Source organism: Qipengyuania zhejiangensis, from assembly GCF_035607565.1.
In the GTDB taxonomy this organism is placed as follows: domain Bacteria; phylum Pseudomonadota; class Alphaproteobacteria; order Sphingomonadales; family Sphingomonadaceae; genus Qipengyuania; species Qipengyuania zhejiangensis.
Genome location: NZ_JAYKGO010000003.1, coordinates 782,585 through 797,773 on the forward strand (window position 1 = coordinate 782,585; position 15,189 = coordinate 797,773).

At 62.7% G+C, this 15,189-nt stretch carries 15 protein-coding genes; 4 read left to right on the top strand and 11 right to left on the bottom strand.

What is annotated here, in order from left to right; translation table 11 throughout:
* Positions 1-9 precede the first annotated feature (9 nt).
* Positions 10-567 (bottom strand): DUF4440 domain-containing protein, encoded by a 558-nt coding sequence (locus tag VR863_RS11525; RefSeq protein WP_324828609.1) that lies wholly within the window; start codon positions 565-567, stop codon positions 10-12.
* A 100-nt stretch (positions 568-667) separates the two neighbouring features.
* Here VR863_RS11525 and VR863_RS11530 point away from each other — a divergent pair, with 100 nt between their 5' ends.
* Positions 668-1,327: a hypothetical protein gene (locus tag VR863_RS11530; protein WP_324828610.1), complete on the top strand. Its 660-nt coding sequence runs from the start codon at positions 668-670 to the stop codon at positions 1,325-1,327.
* Between the two features lie 36 nt (positions 1,328-1,363).
* Positions 1,364-1,966 (top strand): thermonuclease family protein, encoded by a 603-nt coding sequence (locus VR863_RS11535; protein WP_324828611.1) that lies wholly within the window; start codon positions 1,364-1,366, stop codon positions 1,964-1,966.
* Positions 1,967-1,982: 16 nt separating this feature from the next.
* On the opposite strand, the gene VR863_RS11540 is transcribed toward VR863_RS11535, so the two are convergent.
* The 4 genes from VR863_RS11540 to VR863_RS11555 form a co-directional block, all read right to left on the bottom strand.
* Entirely contained in the window at positions 1,983-2,234 is a 252-nt protein-coding gene (locus tag VR863_RS11540; RefSeq protein ID WP_324828612.1) for an HP1242/YdcH family protein, read from the bottom strand.
* A gap of 79 nt (positions 2,235-2,313) precedes the next feature.
* Entirely contained in the window at positions 2,314-2,775 is a 462-nt protein-coding gene (locus tag VR863_RS11545) for a DUF1294 domain-containing protein (RefSeq protein WP_324828613.1), read from the bottom strand.
* A 241-nt stretch (positions 2,776-3,016) separates the two neighbouring features.
* Complete coding sequence (locus VR863_RS11550; RefSeq protein WP_324829270.1) at positions 3,017-4,075, bottom strand: ribonucleotide-diphosphate reductase subunit beta; 1,059 nt, start codon at positions 4,073-4,075, stop codon at positions 3,017-3,019.
* A gap of 304 nt (positions 4,076-4,379) precedes the next feature.
* Positions 4,380-4,769, bottom strand: a complete 390-nt coding sequence (locus VR863_RS11555; protein ID WP_324828614.1) for a PepSY-associated TM helix domain-containing protein — start codon at positions 4,767-4,769, stop codon at positions 4,380-4,382.
* A 309-nt stretch (positions 4,770-5,078) separates the two neighbouring features.
* Here VR863_RS11555 and VR863_RS11560 point away from each other — a divergent pair, with 309 nt between their 5' ends.
* Positions 5,079-6,290, top strand: coding sequence for a GGDEF domain-containing protein (locus VR863_RS11560; RefSeq protein ID WP_324828615.1), 1,212 nt, complete (start codon positions 5,079-5,081; stop codon positions 6,288-6,290).
* Between the two features lie 148 nt (positions 6,291-6,438).
* On the opposite strand, the gene VR863_RS11565 is transcribed toward VR863_RS11560, so the two are convergent.
* The 3 genes from VR863_RS11565 to VR863_RS11575 form a co-directional block, all read right to left on the bottom strand.
* Positions 6,439-8,475 carry a ribonucleoside-diphosphate reductase subunit alpha gene (locus tag VR863_RS11565; RefSeq protein WP_324828616.1) on the bottom strand — a complete coding sequence of 679 codons (2,037 nt, stop codon included), beginning with the start codon at positions 8,473-8,475 and terminating at the stop codon, positions 6,439-6,441.
* Positions 8,476-9,066: 591 nt separating this feature from the next.
* Entirely contained in the window at positions 9,067-9,564 is a 498-nt protein-coding gene (locus VR863_RS11570) for a TonB family protein (RefSeq protein ID WP_324828617.1), read from the bottom strand.
* A gap of 376 nt (positions 9,565-9,940) precedes the next feature.
* Complete coding sequence (locus VR863_RS11575; RefSeq protein WP_324828618.1) at positions 9,941-11,308, bottom strand: peptide MFS transporter; 1,368 nt, start codon at positions 11,306-11,308, stop codon at positions 9,941-9,943.
* Between the two features lie 178 nt (positions 11,309-11,486).
* Between VR863_RS11575 and VR863_RS11580 the strand changes: the two genes are divergently transcribed.
* Positions 11,487-11,783 carry a DUF1330 domain-containing protein gene (locus VR863_RS11580; RefSeq protein WP_324828619.1) on the top strand — a complete coding sequence of 99 codons (297 nt, stop codon included), beginning with the start codon at positions 11,487-11,489 and terminating at the stop codon, positions 11,781-11,783.
* 4 nt (positions 11,784-11,787) lie between these two features.
* Here the strand turns inward: VR863_RS11580 and VR863_RS11585 are convergent, their stop codons facing one another.
* The 3 genes from VR863_RS11585 to nadB form a co-directional block, all read right to left on the bottom strand.
* Positions 11,788-12,678, bottom strand: coding sequence for an alpha/beta fold hydrolase (locus VR863_RS11585; protein ID WP_324828620.1), 891 nt, complete (start codon positions 12,676-12,678; stop codon positions 11,788-11,790).
* Between the two features lie 145 nt (positions 12,679-12,823).
* A complete protein-coding gene (locus VR863_RS11590) occupies positions 12,824-13,321 on the bottom strand; it encodes an energy transducer TonB family protein (protein WP_324828621.1) in 498 nt (165 codons plus the stop codon).
* A gap of 227 nt (positions 13,322-13,548) precedes the next feature.
* The gene (gene nadB, locus VR863_RS11595; RefSeq protein WP_324828622.1) at positions 13,549-15,138 is read right to left on the bottom strand and encodes an L-aspartate oxidase; all 1,590 of its coding nucleotides are present in this window, start codon (positions 15,136-15,138) and stop codon (positions 13,549-13,551) included.
* Positions 15,139-15,189 lie beyond the last annotated feature (51 nt).

The window sequence follows — 15,189 nt, forward strand, 5'->3', positions numbered from 1 at the left end:
CCGCCCGCGTTACCGGGGTGCGGGAGGGTAGGGCGCGGCCGCGCCGTGATCGATGCTGAGGCTTTCGAGCAGTCGGAAGCGGCCTTCGTGCGGCATCCATTGCCACGTGTGGATATAGCGCCCGCCGCCGGTCATCTCCCACCCGCCGGTCCCCTTGTTGCCTGACGCGCTCCATTCGTAAAAGGTGTGATGCCCTTCTTCCAGCGCGCCCCAGTCGCCCAGCTTCTGGATCCGGCGCGACCCCGGCACCAGAATGCGGCGATTGCGGTACCCTTCCTCCGCACCGCCCGGGGCACGCCTCGCACACCGGTCGCGCTGCTGGTCGATCGTCTGCGCGCCGCTCGACAAGGGCATTCCCGCAAGGTCGTGCAGCATACGGTAATCGGGGTGGATCAGGTCTGCCACCGCATCGGGATCGCAGCCTTCGAAGAAGGCCCAGAACAGCTTCGCGTCGTTGGCTGCGATGGCCGCTTCCATCGCCTCCCCCACGGGCGTGGTTTGCGCGGTGCTAGGTGCCGGGACCGTAGCCTGGGCAAGGAATACGGCGAGGACGAGGCTGGTCAGCATGGGCGGAAACTTTCAAATTTGTGTATTGCTTTATTAATACAGTTAGCAAACGCGAGAGCAACCCGCTTTCTTTTGGCCGCCAGGGCTTTACGGTGCGCGGATGATCCGCACCCGTCACCTGCCCGCCCTGCTTGCCCCCCTTGCGCTCGCCGCGTGCGCCACCACACCGGCGCCCGGCCCTTCGCCGCAGGATGCCTTCTGGTCCGCCCTGTCGAGCCATTGCGGCAAGGCCTACACGGGCGGCATGGCGAGCGAGGATGCGCGCGACGCGGACTGGGCGGGCAAACGCATGGTGGCGCACTGGGCCGAATGCAGTGAGGCACGTATCGCCATCGCGTTCCATGTCGAGGATACCGAAGCACCCGGCGGGTGGAACCGGTCGCGCACCTGGATCGTGACGCGCGGCGAGATCGTCACCACGAGCGAGCCGGGCACGAAATTCCTCACCCTCAAGCATGACCATCGCCATGCCGACGGCGAGAGCGATGCGGTGACCTTCTATGGCGGCACGACCGGTGATCGAGGCACGGCGACCGCGCAGAATTTCCCGGTCGACCGGCACAGCATCGACCTGTTCCAGAAGGAAGGTCTGGACGCATCGCTGACCAATGTCTGGCGGATCGAGATCGACCCGGCGGGCACGTCCGACGCCCGCTTCGTCTATCAGCTTACCCGCCGCAACGATCCGACGCGCCGTTTCCGCGTGGAATTCGACGCGAGCGAGCCGGCCCCCGCGCCGCCGCCCGCGTGGGGCTGGTAACCGCACCTTGCGCTGACGACGCGCGGGGACAGGGCCATGGCACGGGGAAGCACACGCCGGTCGAAGTGGGGGCGTAAGCCGCCCAAGCCGCTTCGATTCGATGCGCGCTGGCAGCGGCGGCAACGGTGGCGCGGAACATGGCGGCGCATTCGGTGGCTGGGTCCGCCCTTCCTGCTGCTCGGCATCTTGCTCGGCGTCTGGTTCTTCGTCGAAGGCCCCCGGCGTCCGTATTCGCAGGATGGGCCGCGCGCGTCGGACGATTGGGTGCAGGTGCTGACACGGTTCGAATTATGCGGACCGGGGGCGAACAGCGCCTGCGTGATCGACGGCGACACGGTGCGTTACGGGCATCTTTCAAACGACCGGCGCATCAGGCTCAAGGGGTTCGATACGCCGGAAATGAAAGGCGCCTGCCCGGCCGAACGGGAAAAGGCGATTATCGCCAAGCGCGCGCTCCACGACTGGCTGGCGCAAGGCCCGTTCGAATGGTCCGGCGGCACCAATCCCCCGCGCGAATTTTACGGCCGCGAACTGCGCGAAGTGCGGCGCGGCAGCGATTACCTTGCCGACCACATGATCGGGCTGGGCCTTGCGGAAGGGGGCGGGTGGCGAACCGAGCGGATCGACTGGTGCCGCTGACCCGCACCGCGCGGCGTCAGGCGGCGCGAGCCCTGGAAACGATGGCCGTGATCTCGTCGAGCAGGGCGAGGCGCTGTTTCTTGAGCGCTTCGGCGCGGTCGTCGCTCGCCGCCTCGGTCTCGGCCTCGATGCGGTGCACCTGGCGGTTCACCTCGTGGTATTCGTCCGCCAGCCGCGCATAATGCGCATCCTCCTGCTTCAACCGCGTAACCAGTTCGCGGTCGCGGGCAAAGATCGTGGTGAGTTCGTTGGGCGTGTGCTGCGACATGTGGGGTCCTTCCTCGAAATTTATAAAGAACCCTAACCCACTCGGCTGAGGCGTCATTGCGTTGGATCAATTTGCATCGTTAACGGATGGGTTCGCAGGCAAGGCCGTCTCCGTCACCATCCATCTCCGCGCGGTAACCCGGCTGGCCGTAATGCAGCGGCGCTTTGCCCGCCGCCCTCACTTCGTCGCAACCCGAATATTGCACGCTGGCCATGACGGTTTCCATCTGGGCTTCGTCCTCCGGCGACCGGGGGCCGGGAACGCTCATAAACAGAAAGTAGCAGAAGCCTGCGACGACCAGGCTGTTGAGCGCCCCGGCCCACAGTTTTGCGTTGAAGCCCGGCTTTCTGGTCTTGTGACGGAAGACAGCGCGCCCGGCCAAGGCACCAAATATGCCGCCTAGCGATGCGAGCGTTACGAGTGTCTTCTCGGTTACACGCCACCCACCACTTTCCGCCTGCGCCTTGTCCCAACCGAAAGCGGCAAACGCGAGGAAATTGATCGCTATCAGGAAGTAGGTGGCGAGTTCTGCAAGCAGCATTGGAGCGTCCATGCGATTGAATATGCAGGGATCTCTATCTGCAAATTCTGAACAAGTGTTTGCAGTTTGCCCGAAGATCCATGGCCGTCCCGATACGGCTTGTCACGGCGTTCCGGGCAAGCGTGAACATGGTCGCGCATGCCCGCAGAACGGTACGGGGCAGGTGATCCTCAGACCCCTGCCCCGGCTATGATCCTATGCGGCGAATGCAACCCGCGTGAGATCAAACGTTCGGAGTTTACTACTCCGCTGCCTGCGCCCCCGCGTCGTCCCCGAACAGGCCCGGGCCTTCGTCGACGACTACTTCCTCGTTCGCGGCCTTGGCCTTGTTGCGCTTGTCGAAGCTGGACCACACGGTGTTCCAGTCGCCCTTGGTCGCGCCCTTGGAATATTCGGTGGCGCGCTGTTCGAAGAAGTTGGCGTGTTCCACACCGTTCAGCAGCGGGGCGAGCCAGGGCAGCGGGTGATCTTCAACCATGTAGATCGGCTGCAAGCCCAGCTGGCCCAGACGCCAGTCGGCGATGTAGCGGATGTACTTCTTGATTTCCTTCGGCGTCATCCCGGAAACCGGGCCCATTTCGAAGGCGAGATCGATGAAGTTGTCTTCGAGGCGCACCGACTTCTGGCAGATGTCGATGATGTCTTCCTTGACCGCCTTGGTGTAGCAGTCCCGTTCGCGCACGAATTCGTGGAACAGGCGCACGATGCCTTCGCAGTGCAGGCTTTCGTCTCGGACCGACCAGCTGACGATCTGGCCCATGCCCTTCATCTTGTTGAAGCGGGGGAAGTTCATCAGCATGGCGAAGCTGGCGAACAGCTGCATGCCTTCGGTAAAGCCGCCGAACACCGCCAGCGTGCGGGCAATGTCTTCGTCCGTGTCGACGCCGAACAGCTGCAGGTAATCGTGCTTGTCCTTCATTTCCTCGTATTCGAGGAAAGCGGAATATTCGCTTTCGGGCATGCCGATGGTGTCGAGCAGGTGGCTGTATGCCGCGATGTGCACCGTTTCCATGTTGGAAAACGCGGTGAGCATCATCTTCACTTCGGTCGGCTTGAACACGCGCCCGTATTTGTCGTGATAGCAATCCTGCACTTCGACGTCGGCCTGCGTGAAGAAGCGGAAGATCTGGGTGAGCAGGTTGCGCTCGTGCTCGGTGATCTTCTGAGCCCAGTCACGGCAGTCTTCGCCGAGCGGAACTTCTTCCGGCATCCAGTGGATCTGTTGCTGCCGCTTCCAGAACTCGTAAGCCCAGGGGTATTCGAAGGGCTTGTAGGTCTTGCGGGCTTCGAGCAACGACATCTTGTGGTCTCCATGGATCAGGCGCGAGCGACTCATATAGGGAATCATGCCGCGGAATCGAAGGCAAGGGGTAATGATTCGGCGGGGATAAGCTGTGGGCTGAAAGCGGCAGCCGGTGGAACGCAGCCCCGTTTCGTCCGTTAACCAGCCAAGTCCTTAAAGACCAATCGATTTTCCGGGGAACAGCGGCGTGGTTCGGTTTCCCCCCCTTTGCGGACCCTGTCTGCGAACCCCGGCGCCCCGCCTCGATCGAGGCGGGGCGTCAATTCTATCCGCGAAGGGCCGCGCGCAAGGCGCCGCCGCGTTACTTCCAGAACCAGCGGTCCCGTGCGCCCCTTGCCGCGCGCTGGCGCCACATCTGGATATAGAGCCACAGCCCCGAGAACGAGAAGAACAACAGGGCAAAGCCCGACAGGATCGAAATCGCGGTACCGACGGGGCCAAATTCGTCGCCAGAATGCAGATGGTGGAAGAAGCCCACCAGGCTGCGCGGGCCGGTTTCGGGTCGCGGCGGCGTACAGCGCCAGGCTTCCGGGCATTCGAACCCGGCGGGCGGCTCCTGCAACGCCAGTTCGGCCGCGGTCGGTTCGGCCACGGGCCACAAGGCTGCCCAGTGGCTGAGCAGGCCGGTCGCCGCGATGAAGAGCATGAAAACGCCGAAAAAGAGCGACAGCCAGCGGTGCCACTTGCGCATATGAGAATTCCTTTTTGCGAGTGATTTGCAATTGCAAATAACAGGAGCGTTGTTTGGCGCAAGAGTAGAATTGTCGCACCGTGTCGCGCCGCGCCGCGTGCTATCCGTCCCACCCGACGGAGCCGTGGTGAACCGGCCAATGGGCACGGCCCAGACTGGCGGCCGCAACCGCAAAACCCCGCCGGATAAGCGAAGTTTTCATTTGTCCTAAACGGGCGCTTAACCTTTTCGACACCATCTCGCGCAACACCGCGGACACCAAGGGTTTCGGCACGGGCTTAACTTGTGCGGATTATTAACCGGGTCACCATGGACCTGTTCTCACCCCCTGACCTTGCCTTGCGCAAATCCGTGGATGCGGCTCTCGCTGAAACGCGCCGGGTGAGCGATTGGCCAAAAGAGCTGCGTCAGGAATGGAACAGGCACCGCGAAAGCACGGCGGCAACCGAGCTGGCTTTCCAGTTGAAGCTTGGCCTTGCCGTCATCGCCGTGTCGAGCCTGCTGGATTTCCTGGTGATGCCGGATGTGGCGATCATCGTTCTGGCGATTCGCGCCGCGTTTGCCCTTCCCCTGACCTACATCGCCCTATGGCTGCTGCGCCGCGGAAAGGTGGCACCGGCCAAGCTGGCCGTGATGGCGACGCTGTCGTTCTTCGCGGCCACGGCGATATCCATCTCCAGCTTCGGATCGTCCGACGTGATCGCGCGCTACAGCATGGCAACGGTTGTGCTTCTGGCGATGGCGCTTCAGGCGCTCCCCTTCACGATGACGGAAAAGGTGCGCTTTGCGCTCGTCTATTCGCTCGCCACGTTCATCGCCGGGCTGCTGCCGCACGCCCTGCCGGCAGAACTCATGCTCCAGCACATGGTGTTCCTCTCCGTTTCGGCGGTCGGTGCCGTCATGCTGGCCCGGCGCGTCTGGATGCTGGAGGCGCGCGACTTCTTGCGGAGCCTGAAGCATGGCTTCGTCCGTCTCGACCTGGAACAAAGCAACAGCCTGCTGCGCGAACTGTCGGAAAGCGATCCGCTCACCGGTCTGGCCAACCGCCGCACGATCGAACGGGTTTATGCCGAAATGGCCGATCGCGCCGGTGATGGAAAAATCGCGGTGATGATGATCGATCTCGACCACTTCAAGCGCTTCAACGACCAGTTCGGCCATCAGGCGGGGGACCAGTGCCTGGTCCAGGTTTGCCGCGAGATCGAATATTGCCTGTTGCGCCACGGCGGGCACGCCGCCCGGTTCGGCGGCGAGGAATTCGTGGCTATCCTGATCGAACGCGGACCACGGACGGGGATGGTCGTGGCGGAGGAACTGCGCCGGAAGATCGCCGCGCTGGACATTATCGCCGGACCGCACATGCGCAGCGCGATCACGGCAAGCATCGGTGTTTGCGCCGCATCGGGTTCGCATTCGATGGGCCACCTCATCGCCCGCGCCGACGAAGCGCTCTATCGCGCCAAGCAACGCGGGCGGAACAGGGTCGAACTGGCGTATTCCGCAATGGAAGAACTGGACTGAGGGCGAGGCAGAGGGCGCTCTGCCATTTTGCGGACGGCGCCGTGTTAGCGACCTGAAACCGGACGCCTTCGAACAGATTGCGTCAGATACGAAAAAGCCGCTCCCCCGGAGGGAAGCGGCTTGTGATGTTCGCCCGTTGCCGGCCGCGTTACTGGCAGGCGAGGCATTCCTCGTAATCGGTCGGTTCGGCTCCGGCAGCCATAAGCTCGATCCGGGCCGCATCGGCGGTGTTGTCGGCTTCCACGCCGCCCGCAAAGCCAGCGCGCTGCACGCTCTTGGACCGCAGGTAATAGAGCGACTTGATGCCCTTTTCCCATGCCTGGAAGTGCAGCATCATCAGATCCCACTTGTCGACATCGGCCGGGATGAACAGGTTCAGCGACTGCGCCTGGTCGATATAAGGCGCGCGGTCGGCCGCGAATTCGAGCAACCAGCGCTGGTCGATTTCGAAGCTCGTCTTGAACGTCGCCTTTTCCTCGGTCGTCAGGAAATCGAGGTGCTGGACCGAACCGCCGCGTTCGAGGATCGTATTCCACACGGCGGTGGAATCCTTGCTCTTCTTCTGGAGGACTTTTTCCAGATAGGGGTTCTTCACCACGAACGAACCCGACAGGGTCTTGTGCGTGTAGATGTTCGCCGGGATCGGTTCGATGCAGGCGCTGGTGCCGCCGCAGATGATCGAAATCGACGCCGTCGGTGCGATTGCCATCTTGCAGCTGAACCGTTCCATCGCGCCGGTTTCCTCGGCATCGGGGCACGGGCCGCGTTCCTTGGCAAGAACCATGCTGGCTTCTTCGGCCTTGGCGCTGATGTGCTTGAACATCTTGAGGTTCCAGACCTTGGCCATCGGGCTTTCGAAGCCGATTTCCTTCTTCTGGAGATAGGAGTGGAAGCCCATCACGCCCATGCCGACGCTGCGTTCGCGCATGGCGGAATATTTCGCGCGGGCCATTTCTTCAGGCGCACGGTCGATATAATCCTGCAGCACGTTGTCGAGGAAGCGCATGACGTCTTCGATGAACTGCTTGTCGCCTTCCCACTCTTCCCATTTTTCAAGGTTGAGCGACGACAGGCAGCACACCGCCGTGCGGTCGTTGCCAAGGTGGTCGATCCCGGTGGGCAGGGTGATCTCGGCACACAGGTTCGAAGTCGAAACCTTGAGGCCCAGTTCGCGGTGATGCTTGGGCATCATGCGGTTCACCGTGTCGGAAAACACGATGTAGGGTTCGCCCGTGGCTAGGCGGGTTTCAACCAGCTTCTGGAACAGGCTGCGGGCATCCACGGTCTTGCGGACCGACTGGTCACGCGGCGACAGCAGGTCGAACTCTTCCCCGTTGCGAACCGCCTCCATGAAGGCATCGGTCAGCAACACACCGTGGTGCAGGTTCAGCGCCTTGCGGTTGAAATCGCCCGACGGTTTGCGGATCTCGAGGAATTCCTCGATTTCGGGGTGCGACACGTCGATGTAGCAGGCGGCCGAACCGCGGCGCAGCGAACCCTGGCTGATCGCAAGCGTCAAGCTGTCCATCACGCGAACGAAGGGAATGATGCCGCTGGTCTTGCCGTTCAGGCCAACCGGTTCGCCAATGCCGCGGACATTGCCCCAATAGGTGCCGATGCCGCCGCCCTTCGACGCCAGCCAGACGTTCTCGTTCCAGGTGTTGACGATACCGTCGAGGCTGTCGGAAACCGAATTGAGGTAACAGCTGATCGGCAGGCCACGCGTGGTGCCGCCGTTGGACAGGACCGGCGTCGCGGGCATGAACCAGAGGTTCGAAATATAATCGTAGAGGCGCTGGGCGTGTTCGGCATCGTCGGCGAACGCATCGGCGACGCGGGCGAACAGGTCCTGGAAGCTTTCACCGGGCAGCAGGTAGCGATCGATCAGCGTTTCGCGGCCGAAATCCGTCAGGTTTTCGTCACGCGAAGGATCGGTGCGGACATCGAACCGGCGATCGAGGATCTTCTTGCTGTCTTCCTTGTCGGCCTTGGCAGCTTCGGCCATCGCGCCAGCCAGCGCTTCGCCTGCAGCTGCGCTTACCAGCGCTTCGCTGCCTGTATCGCCCTTGTCCATCGTTACCGCTTTCTCAGGTGCTTTCGCATCGTTCGTGGCCGTGTCTTCGGCGGTATCCTGTGTATCCAGATCCAGTGCCATCGCCGTGTCGTCCCCGCTTTTGAAATCCATCATCATCCCCGCCGTTTTAAGCCCTGGAAGAACCGCGCATGTCCATGCGCATGTTCCACATGTGTTCGAGTCGGCGGTTGCAATCCCCGCCTAGCAATTTTCGTGTCTCCAAGGGCGAAAACTTATCCCCTTTTTCCCCACAGGACAGCGCACAACCGGCTTGCACCCCATATGGGGAGAAACGCCTCATCCGCTAGGTCTTGTGGGTGCCCCCAGGTAACCGACCACTATATACTGAATCACTGGCGACTCCTGCGCAAGAGGGTCAATGAAAATTTAACGCTGCCGGAAGGCCATTGGTCACGGTGTCCTAGGCCACTGCAACGCAGCGACGCGTGGACCAAGCTGGACTCGCGCGGTGTGCAACCCGGAAAATGAATCCGTGAAAAAAATTTTGCGGGCAAAAGTTCGATGTCCGGGTTGTGAATCATCGGAATCCGGGCGCGCAATTTTCGAATCCGGGCGGGATGCAAATGGGCCCCGCCGAAGCGGAGCCCATGGTCTTTAAAATTGCGATCCCGGCGCGGGGCGGCACCCCGCAGACAGACACCGCCCCTGCGCCGAGAAGGCCCCTGCCCCAGATCTGAGGGGTCAGGAAACGGGGTCTGCGCCCAGGGTCAGGGCGAGCACAGCGCGTTCTTCGGGCGATGAGGCGATCCGTGCGGCTTCCTCGCGGGCGAGCCGCCTGGTGTAGTTCTCCATTTGCCGTTCGCTTTGGGCAACGATGATGTTTGCCTGGATCACGTTGGCCCCGTTGGCTCCGCGCGGCAGCGGCGCAAGGCTCGTCAGACCCCGGACGGCGCGGCGGGCAGCCGCGTCGAGCTGGTTGCGCCCCGAAGACTGGTAGGTCGAAATGTCGACCGGCCGGCCGTCTTCAGAGGAGCGGAAGCGGATTTTGACGATGCCATGGCTGTCGAACCGCGGCCCCATGGGGATGCGCTCCAACTGCTGGTTGAGGTCGTTCGAGACCTCCTGCACGAATGTCGTCGTGCCGCGCGGGGACACGACAATTTCCTGGGAGGCCAGCGGCACCGCGATTATCGAGGCGGTGGCCGCGGCAGATAACGCAAGAATGGTAAGCTTGTTCATGGGATCATCCTTTCTAATCAAAAGATGATCGGCCGCAGAAGGTATCACACAGGTTGCGACTGTCGATTTTTATCAATGCGATGACGGTCTAGGGTCGATCGCTCCGGCGATGTCTGCGGAAACCGCCAGGCAACGCGAAATCTACGCTTCCTGACGGCTTTGTCAAAAGCCTGAAATAATGTTGTCGTGTCCTTCCAAATGCGGAACAAAATTTCCGCACACGGGTGTCTTCGCAGGCTCGCGATGCGCGAGTAGAGGTGCTGGCCGCAACGTAACAACAGCGCAGCGCAAGCGACTCGGGATTGGATTCGGCGGCCGTTCGACGGATGGTCAGACCAGCCGAAAAATCGACCTTGTCGGCCCGCCGGGCAGGCTCTCAGCCCTCTTGTTCGAGCGCGTCCATCCGCCGCCGCAGCGTCCCGCCGAACACCATCACCATCACGGCACCGGTAGCCGACAGGCCGACATGCAGCAGCCAGAATGCGGTATCCCCCAGCGGCTCGTAGAACCGCGCGATAAAGCCTGACGCGATGCCCACGAAGAACAGCGAGAGATAGGCGCCGGCCATCATCTGGGCGTTGATCTTCGCCGGTGCCCGCCGCGAAACCAGCGCCAGGACGGTTGGCCACTGGTACATGAAGGAAAAGCCCGACAGGCAGAAGGCGGCCAGCGGGAACAGTATCGAAACCTTCCCGTCCGGCGCGCTGAGCGAACCCAGCGCCAGCATCAGCGCCGATGCCGCCATGATCAGCGCACCGGTCGAAATCTTGCCCAGGTCGTCCGGCTCGCGCCCCCGCTGGGCCTGCCAGCCCCAGATCGCCAGCAGCACGGGCAAGGCCAGGATCGATGCAAAGCTGTCTTCCGATGCGAACCACGCCGGTGGGACGGCAAACCCGCCAACCGTCAGGTCGACCCGTTCGTTCACCCACAAAAGCCCCACGTTGAACAGCTGTTCGAAAGCGAGGTTCTGGAACATGGTGATGATCATCACGGCAATGATCAGGCCGATCAGGCGCCATTCCGCCGACGTGAGCGGCGGGAGGGTTTCCCCTTCCGGGGCGACCGCGCGATCTGCCGCGAAGTATTTCAAGCCCGAGAAATAGACGACTGCGGCCACCAGCATGAACACGCCCGCGGCGCCGAAGCCCACATGCCAGCCGTAAACCTGCGCCAGCAGGCCGCACACGAGCGGCCCGATGGTGGCACCGATATTGATGCCGGTCGAAAAGATCGCATAGCCCCTCGATCGCAGGGCTTCTTCGTGGCGTTCGTACAGATGCCCGACCTGTGCGGCGATATTGCCCTTCAGGCACCCCGAACCCAGCACGAGCAGCAGCAGCGCGAGCAGGAACGACCAGTCGAACACCATGGCGAAATGGCCAAGGGTCATCAGCGCGATGCCCAGCATGACCACCCGCTTGGCGCCCAGCCATTTGTCCGCCAGCAAACCGCCGAACAGCGGCGTGAAATAGACGAAACCGGCGTAAAGGCCGAAGGTCTGGCTGGCGAAGGCCTGCGTGCTCAGTTCGCCGAAGACGCCTTCGACGAAGCCGCGATAGGCACCCATGCCCGCGACATTTTCGATGCGGCCCGGCAGCAGCAGTTCCTGCACCATGTACAGCACAAGCAGCGCCCGCATGCCGTAGAAACTGAACCGCTCCCACGCTTCGGTGAGCGCAAGGAAGATCAACCCCTTGGGATGGCCCCAGATACGTTCCTGGCTACGCGCCGTCGGTGCATGCATGTGATAGTTCCCCCCGGACCCGACTGCAGGCGTAGGCCACGGGCGGGGCTTGTCAATCGTCCTTGCAGAGGAGCGCGGTTTTCCGCGCCCGCAAGTTCGGCGGCGCCCTTGTCGGCGTGCCAATTACCGCGCATGGAACGGGTGGGTCGTCACACGCTTCATTCGCGGGGAACGCCACATGGCTGCCTATGTCATTGCCAGCTACGACATCACCGACGCGTCCGGATACGCCGAATACACGCCCAAGGTCGTCCCGACGCTGATCGCGCATGGGGCCGAGGTGCTGGTGGCCGATCACCATAGCGAAGCCGCCGAAGGGCGCCCGGGCAAATCCACCATCGTGCTGAAGTTCGAATCCAGAGACGCGCTGCACGCCTGGTACGGATCACCCGAATACCAGGCGATCATTCACCACCGGACCGACAATTCCGAAGGTGTGATGGTGTTCGCCGAAGGGTTCGTACCGCCGTCCTGACGGATCAGCCGACGCTGGACCGGGCATGGTCCGCGATGGCATCGGCCACTTCATCGACCAGTTCCAGCGGCAGGTCGTGGCCCCATCCCGGAATGGTCTTGAGCTTGGCGCCCGGTATGCTGGCGGCGGTATCGCGGCCCCCTTCGACCGGCACCAGCGGATCGTCCTCGCCGTGCAGCACCAGCGTCGGTACGCTGACATCCTTGAGCATAGCACGCCTGTCACCATCGGCGACGATCGCGGACAGGTGCCGCGTCGGCCCTTCGGGATAGAAGCTGCGGCGCACGCTCGTGCGGGTGCGTTCGCGCAGGCGTTTTTCTTCGGACGGATAGCCGGGCGATCCGATCGTGCGCGCCACCATCACCCCGTGATCGACCAGCACATCTTCTTCCATGCTTTTCGGGCGGGTGATGAGCGCCTTCATCGCTTCGGGGCGGGCCGGCGGAAGCTTGGGATTGCCGGTGGTGGAAAAAACCGAGGTCAGCGACAGGCATTTGTCCGCGTGCCGCGAGGCAAAATGCTGGGCGATCATTCCGCCCATGCTGGCGCCAACGATATGCGCCTTTTCGATGCCCAGCGCATCCAGCAGGCCCGCACCGTCATCCGCCATGTCGGCCAGGGTATAGGGGACCTTGGGTTTGATGCCGAGCTTCGAAAGCAGCGTCATCTTGACGATGCCGGGCGCTTTCACGCCGTCGAACTTGTGGCTGAGACCGATGTCGCGATTGTCGTACCGGATCACGCGGAAGCCGTGCCCCGCCAAGGCTTCGACCAGCTCGTCGGGCCAGAGCGTCAGCTGCGCGCCGAAACCCATGATCAGCAACATCGGGGGTGCAGCGGGATCGCCGTGCTCTTCATAATGGATCACGATGTCGTTCGCGGTCACCTTGGGCATCGGGCGTTCTCCCTTATCGTTGCTTTACGAAACTGATTCACCGCAAAGCGGCGCTCTTGTCCATGGCAAATCGCGATTCACGCGGCGCATGTGGCAAACCGCCCGGCGCGCACGGCACCGGGCGGTCTTGTGGGGATGGCCGGGATCAGGTCCCGAATGTCACGGTCGCCCGACTGCCGCCGGCAGCCAGCCGCTGGCTTTCCACACCGGTCAATTCGGCGAGAAGCCGCTCTTTCTCCTCGCCATCGCGGGCGAAGATCATGTTGGCCTGGAATACCGCGTCGCCGACGTTGGTTACGGGCGCTTCGTCAAGACCGCGCAGGTTGCGAAGGGCCATCCGCGCATCGCGGATCGCACGCTGATCGCCCGATGCATGGACGGTCTCGAAGTTGGAAGGCCGCCCTTGATCGTCGAGCGTGAAGCGGATCTGCACGGTGCCGACCAGCGCCGTTCCACGGGAGAACGCATCGACGCGGTCCAGTTGGCGGTTGAGGCGGTCGGTGGTCTGTTCCTGCCATGCCTTCATGGCGCCGGGCGAGGTAACGACGATACCGTCGTCGCCTGCGGCGGAAACGGGGGCCGCGCCGAGCGCCAGGGCTGCGGCCAGTGCAGGGGCGGAAATAAGCTTTGCAAACGTGTTCATCGGATCATCCTCCTTGGGGGTATCGGGATGACCGGCCATGTTGGACCGAAAGCCGAGCACAGTCCCAGAAGCTCGTGCGGAGGCTAATATGGTCGATCGAAGCGCCGCACCGTGCGACTGCTTCTGTCTTTCTGGAGACCATTTCCGGAATAAAGTTACAACATCGACCCGCCGAACGATCGACGCCCGTCTATTGACCACATCTGTAACCCGACGAACGGCTTACGTCAGGGGATGAGCACCGTATCGCGCGCAACCGGATCGGTTTTCGGGTGATCGAGGATGAAATGCAGCCCACGGCTCTCACGCCGGTGGAGCGCGCTCTGCACGATCAGATTGGCGCATTCCAGCAGGTTGCGAAGTTCGATCAGGTCGGTCGTGACGCGGAAGTGACCGTAGTAATCTTCCACTTCCTCGCGCAGCAGCCGAATGCGGTGAGCGGCGCGTTCGAGCCGCTTGGTGGTCCGCACGATGCCGACGTAGTTCCACATGAAGCGGCGGATTTCGGTCCAGTTCTGCTTGATGACCACCTCTTCATCGGAATCGGTAACCCGGCTTTCATCCCACGGCAGGATTTCGGGGGGATCGTCGAGCGTGTCCCAGCATTCGAGGATGTCCTTTGCCGCCGCTTCGCCGAACACGAAACATTCCAACAGGCTGTTGGAGGCAAGGCGGTTGGCGCCGTGCAGGCCGCTTTCGGTGCATTCCCCCGCCGCCCACAGACCCGGCAGGTCGGTTTTCGCATCGAGCGAAATCTTCACCCCACCGCATGTGTAATGCTGGGCCGGGACGACCGGGATCGGGCCTGTCGTCATGTCGATGCCAAGGCCGAGAAGCTTTTCATGGATCGTGGGGAAGTGCTCCTTCACGAATTCGGGCGGCTGATGGCTGATGTCGAGGTGGACATAATCCAGGCCATAGCGCTTGATCTGGTCGTCATTCGCGCGCGCCACGATATCGCGAGGGGCAAGCTCCATCCGCTCGGGATCGTATTTCTCCATGTACCGCTCGCCCGTCACCGGGTTGAACAGGCGCCCACCCTCGCCGCGCACGGCTTCGGTGATGAGGAAATTCTTGACCTCGAGATTGTAGAGGCAGGTCGGGTGGAACTGCATCATTTCCATGTTGGAAACGCGCGCGCCCGCACGCCAGGCCATCGCGATGCCATCGCCGGTGGCCCCGCGCGGGGCGGTCGAGAACAGGTAGACCCGTCCCGCACCGCCGGCAGCCAGCACCGTGGCGCGCGCGACATGGGCAACCACCTCTCCGGTTTCCTCGACCAGCGCATAAGCGCCCCAGACGCGGCCCGACCCCGAATAGTTCACCTGGTTGCGCGCCGTAATCAGGTCCACGCAGCTTTGGCCGGGAAGCAGGGTGATGTTCGGATTTTCTTCGGCGGCCTTGAGCAGGGCGGCCTGCACCGCCCAGCCGGTTGCATCGTCCACATGGACGATGCGGCGGTGCGAATGCCCACCTTCGCGGGTCAGGTGAAGATCGTCCTTCTCGCGATTGAACGGAACCCCCAGTTCGCACAGGCGGTCGATCGCGGCAGGGGCGCGCTCGATCACGAACTCGACCGTCTCCAGGTCGTTCAGACCCGCGCCGGCAACCATCGTGTCGCGGATATGGTTTTCGAACGTGTCCCCCGCATCGAGGACGGCGGCAATGCCGCCCTGCGCCCAGGCGGTCGAACCGCTCGCGAGGTCGCCCTTCGCAAGGACCAGAACCTTGCGGTGTTCGGCAAGCGCGAGTGCGGCCGTAAGTCCGGCGGCGCCCGATCCGATGACAAGTACGTCGTGGGTCATGCCCGCTGCCATGCCGACGCTTTCGGCGCGCGGCAAGAACAGAACGGCTTGCCGCTAGCGGCC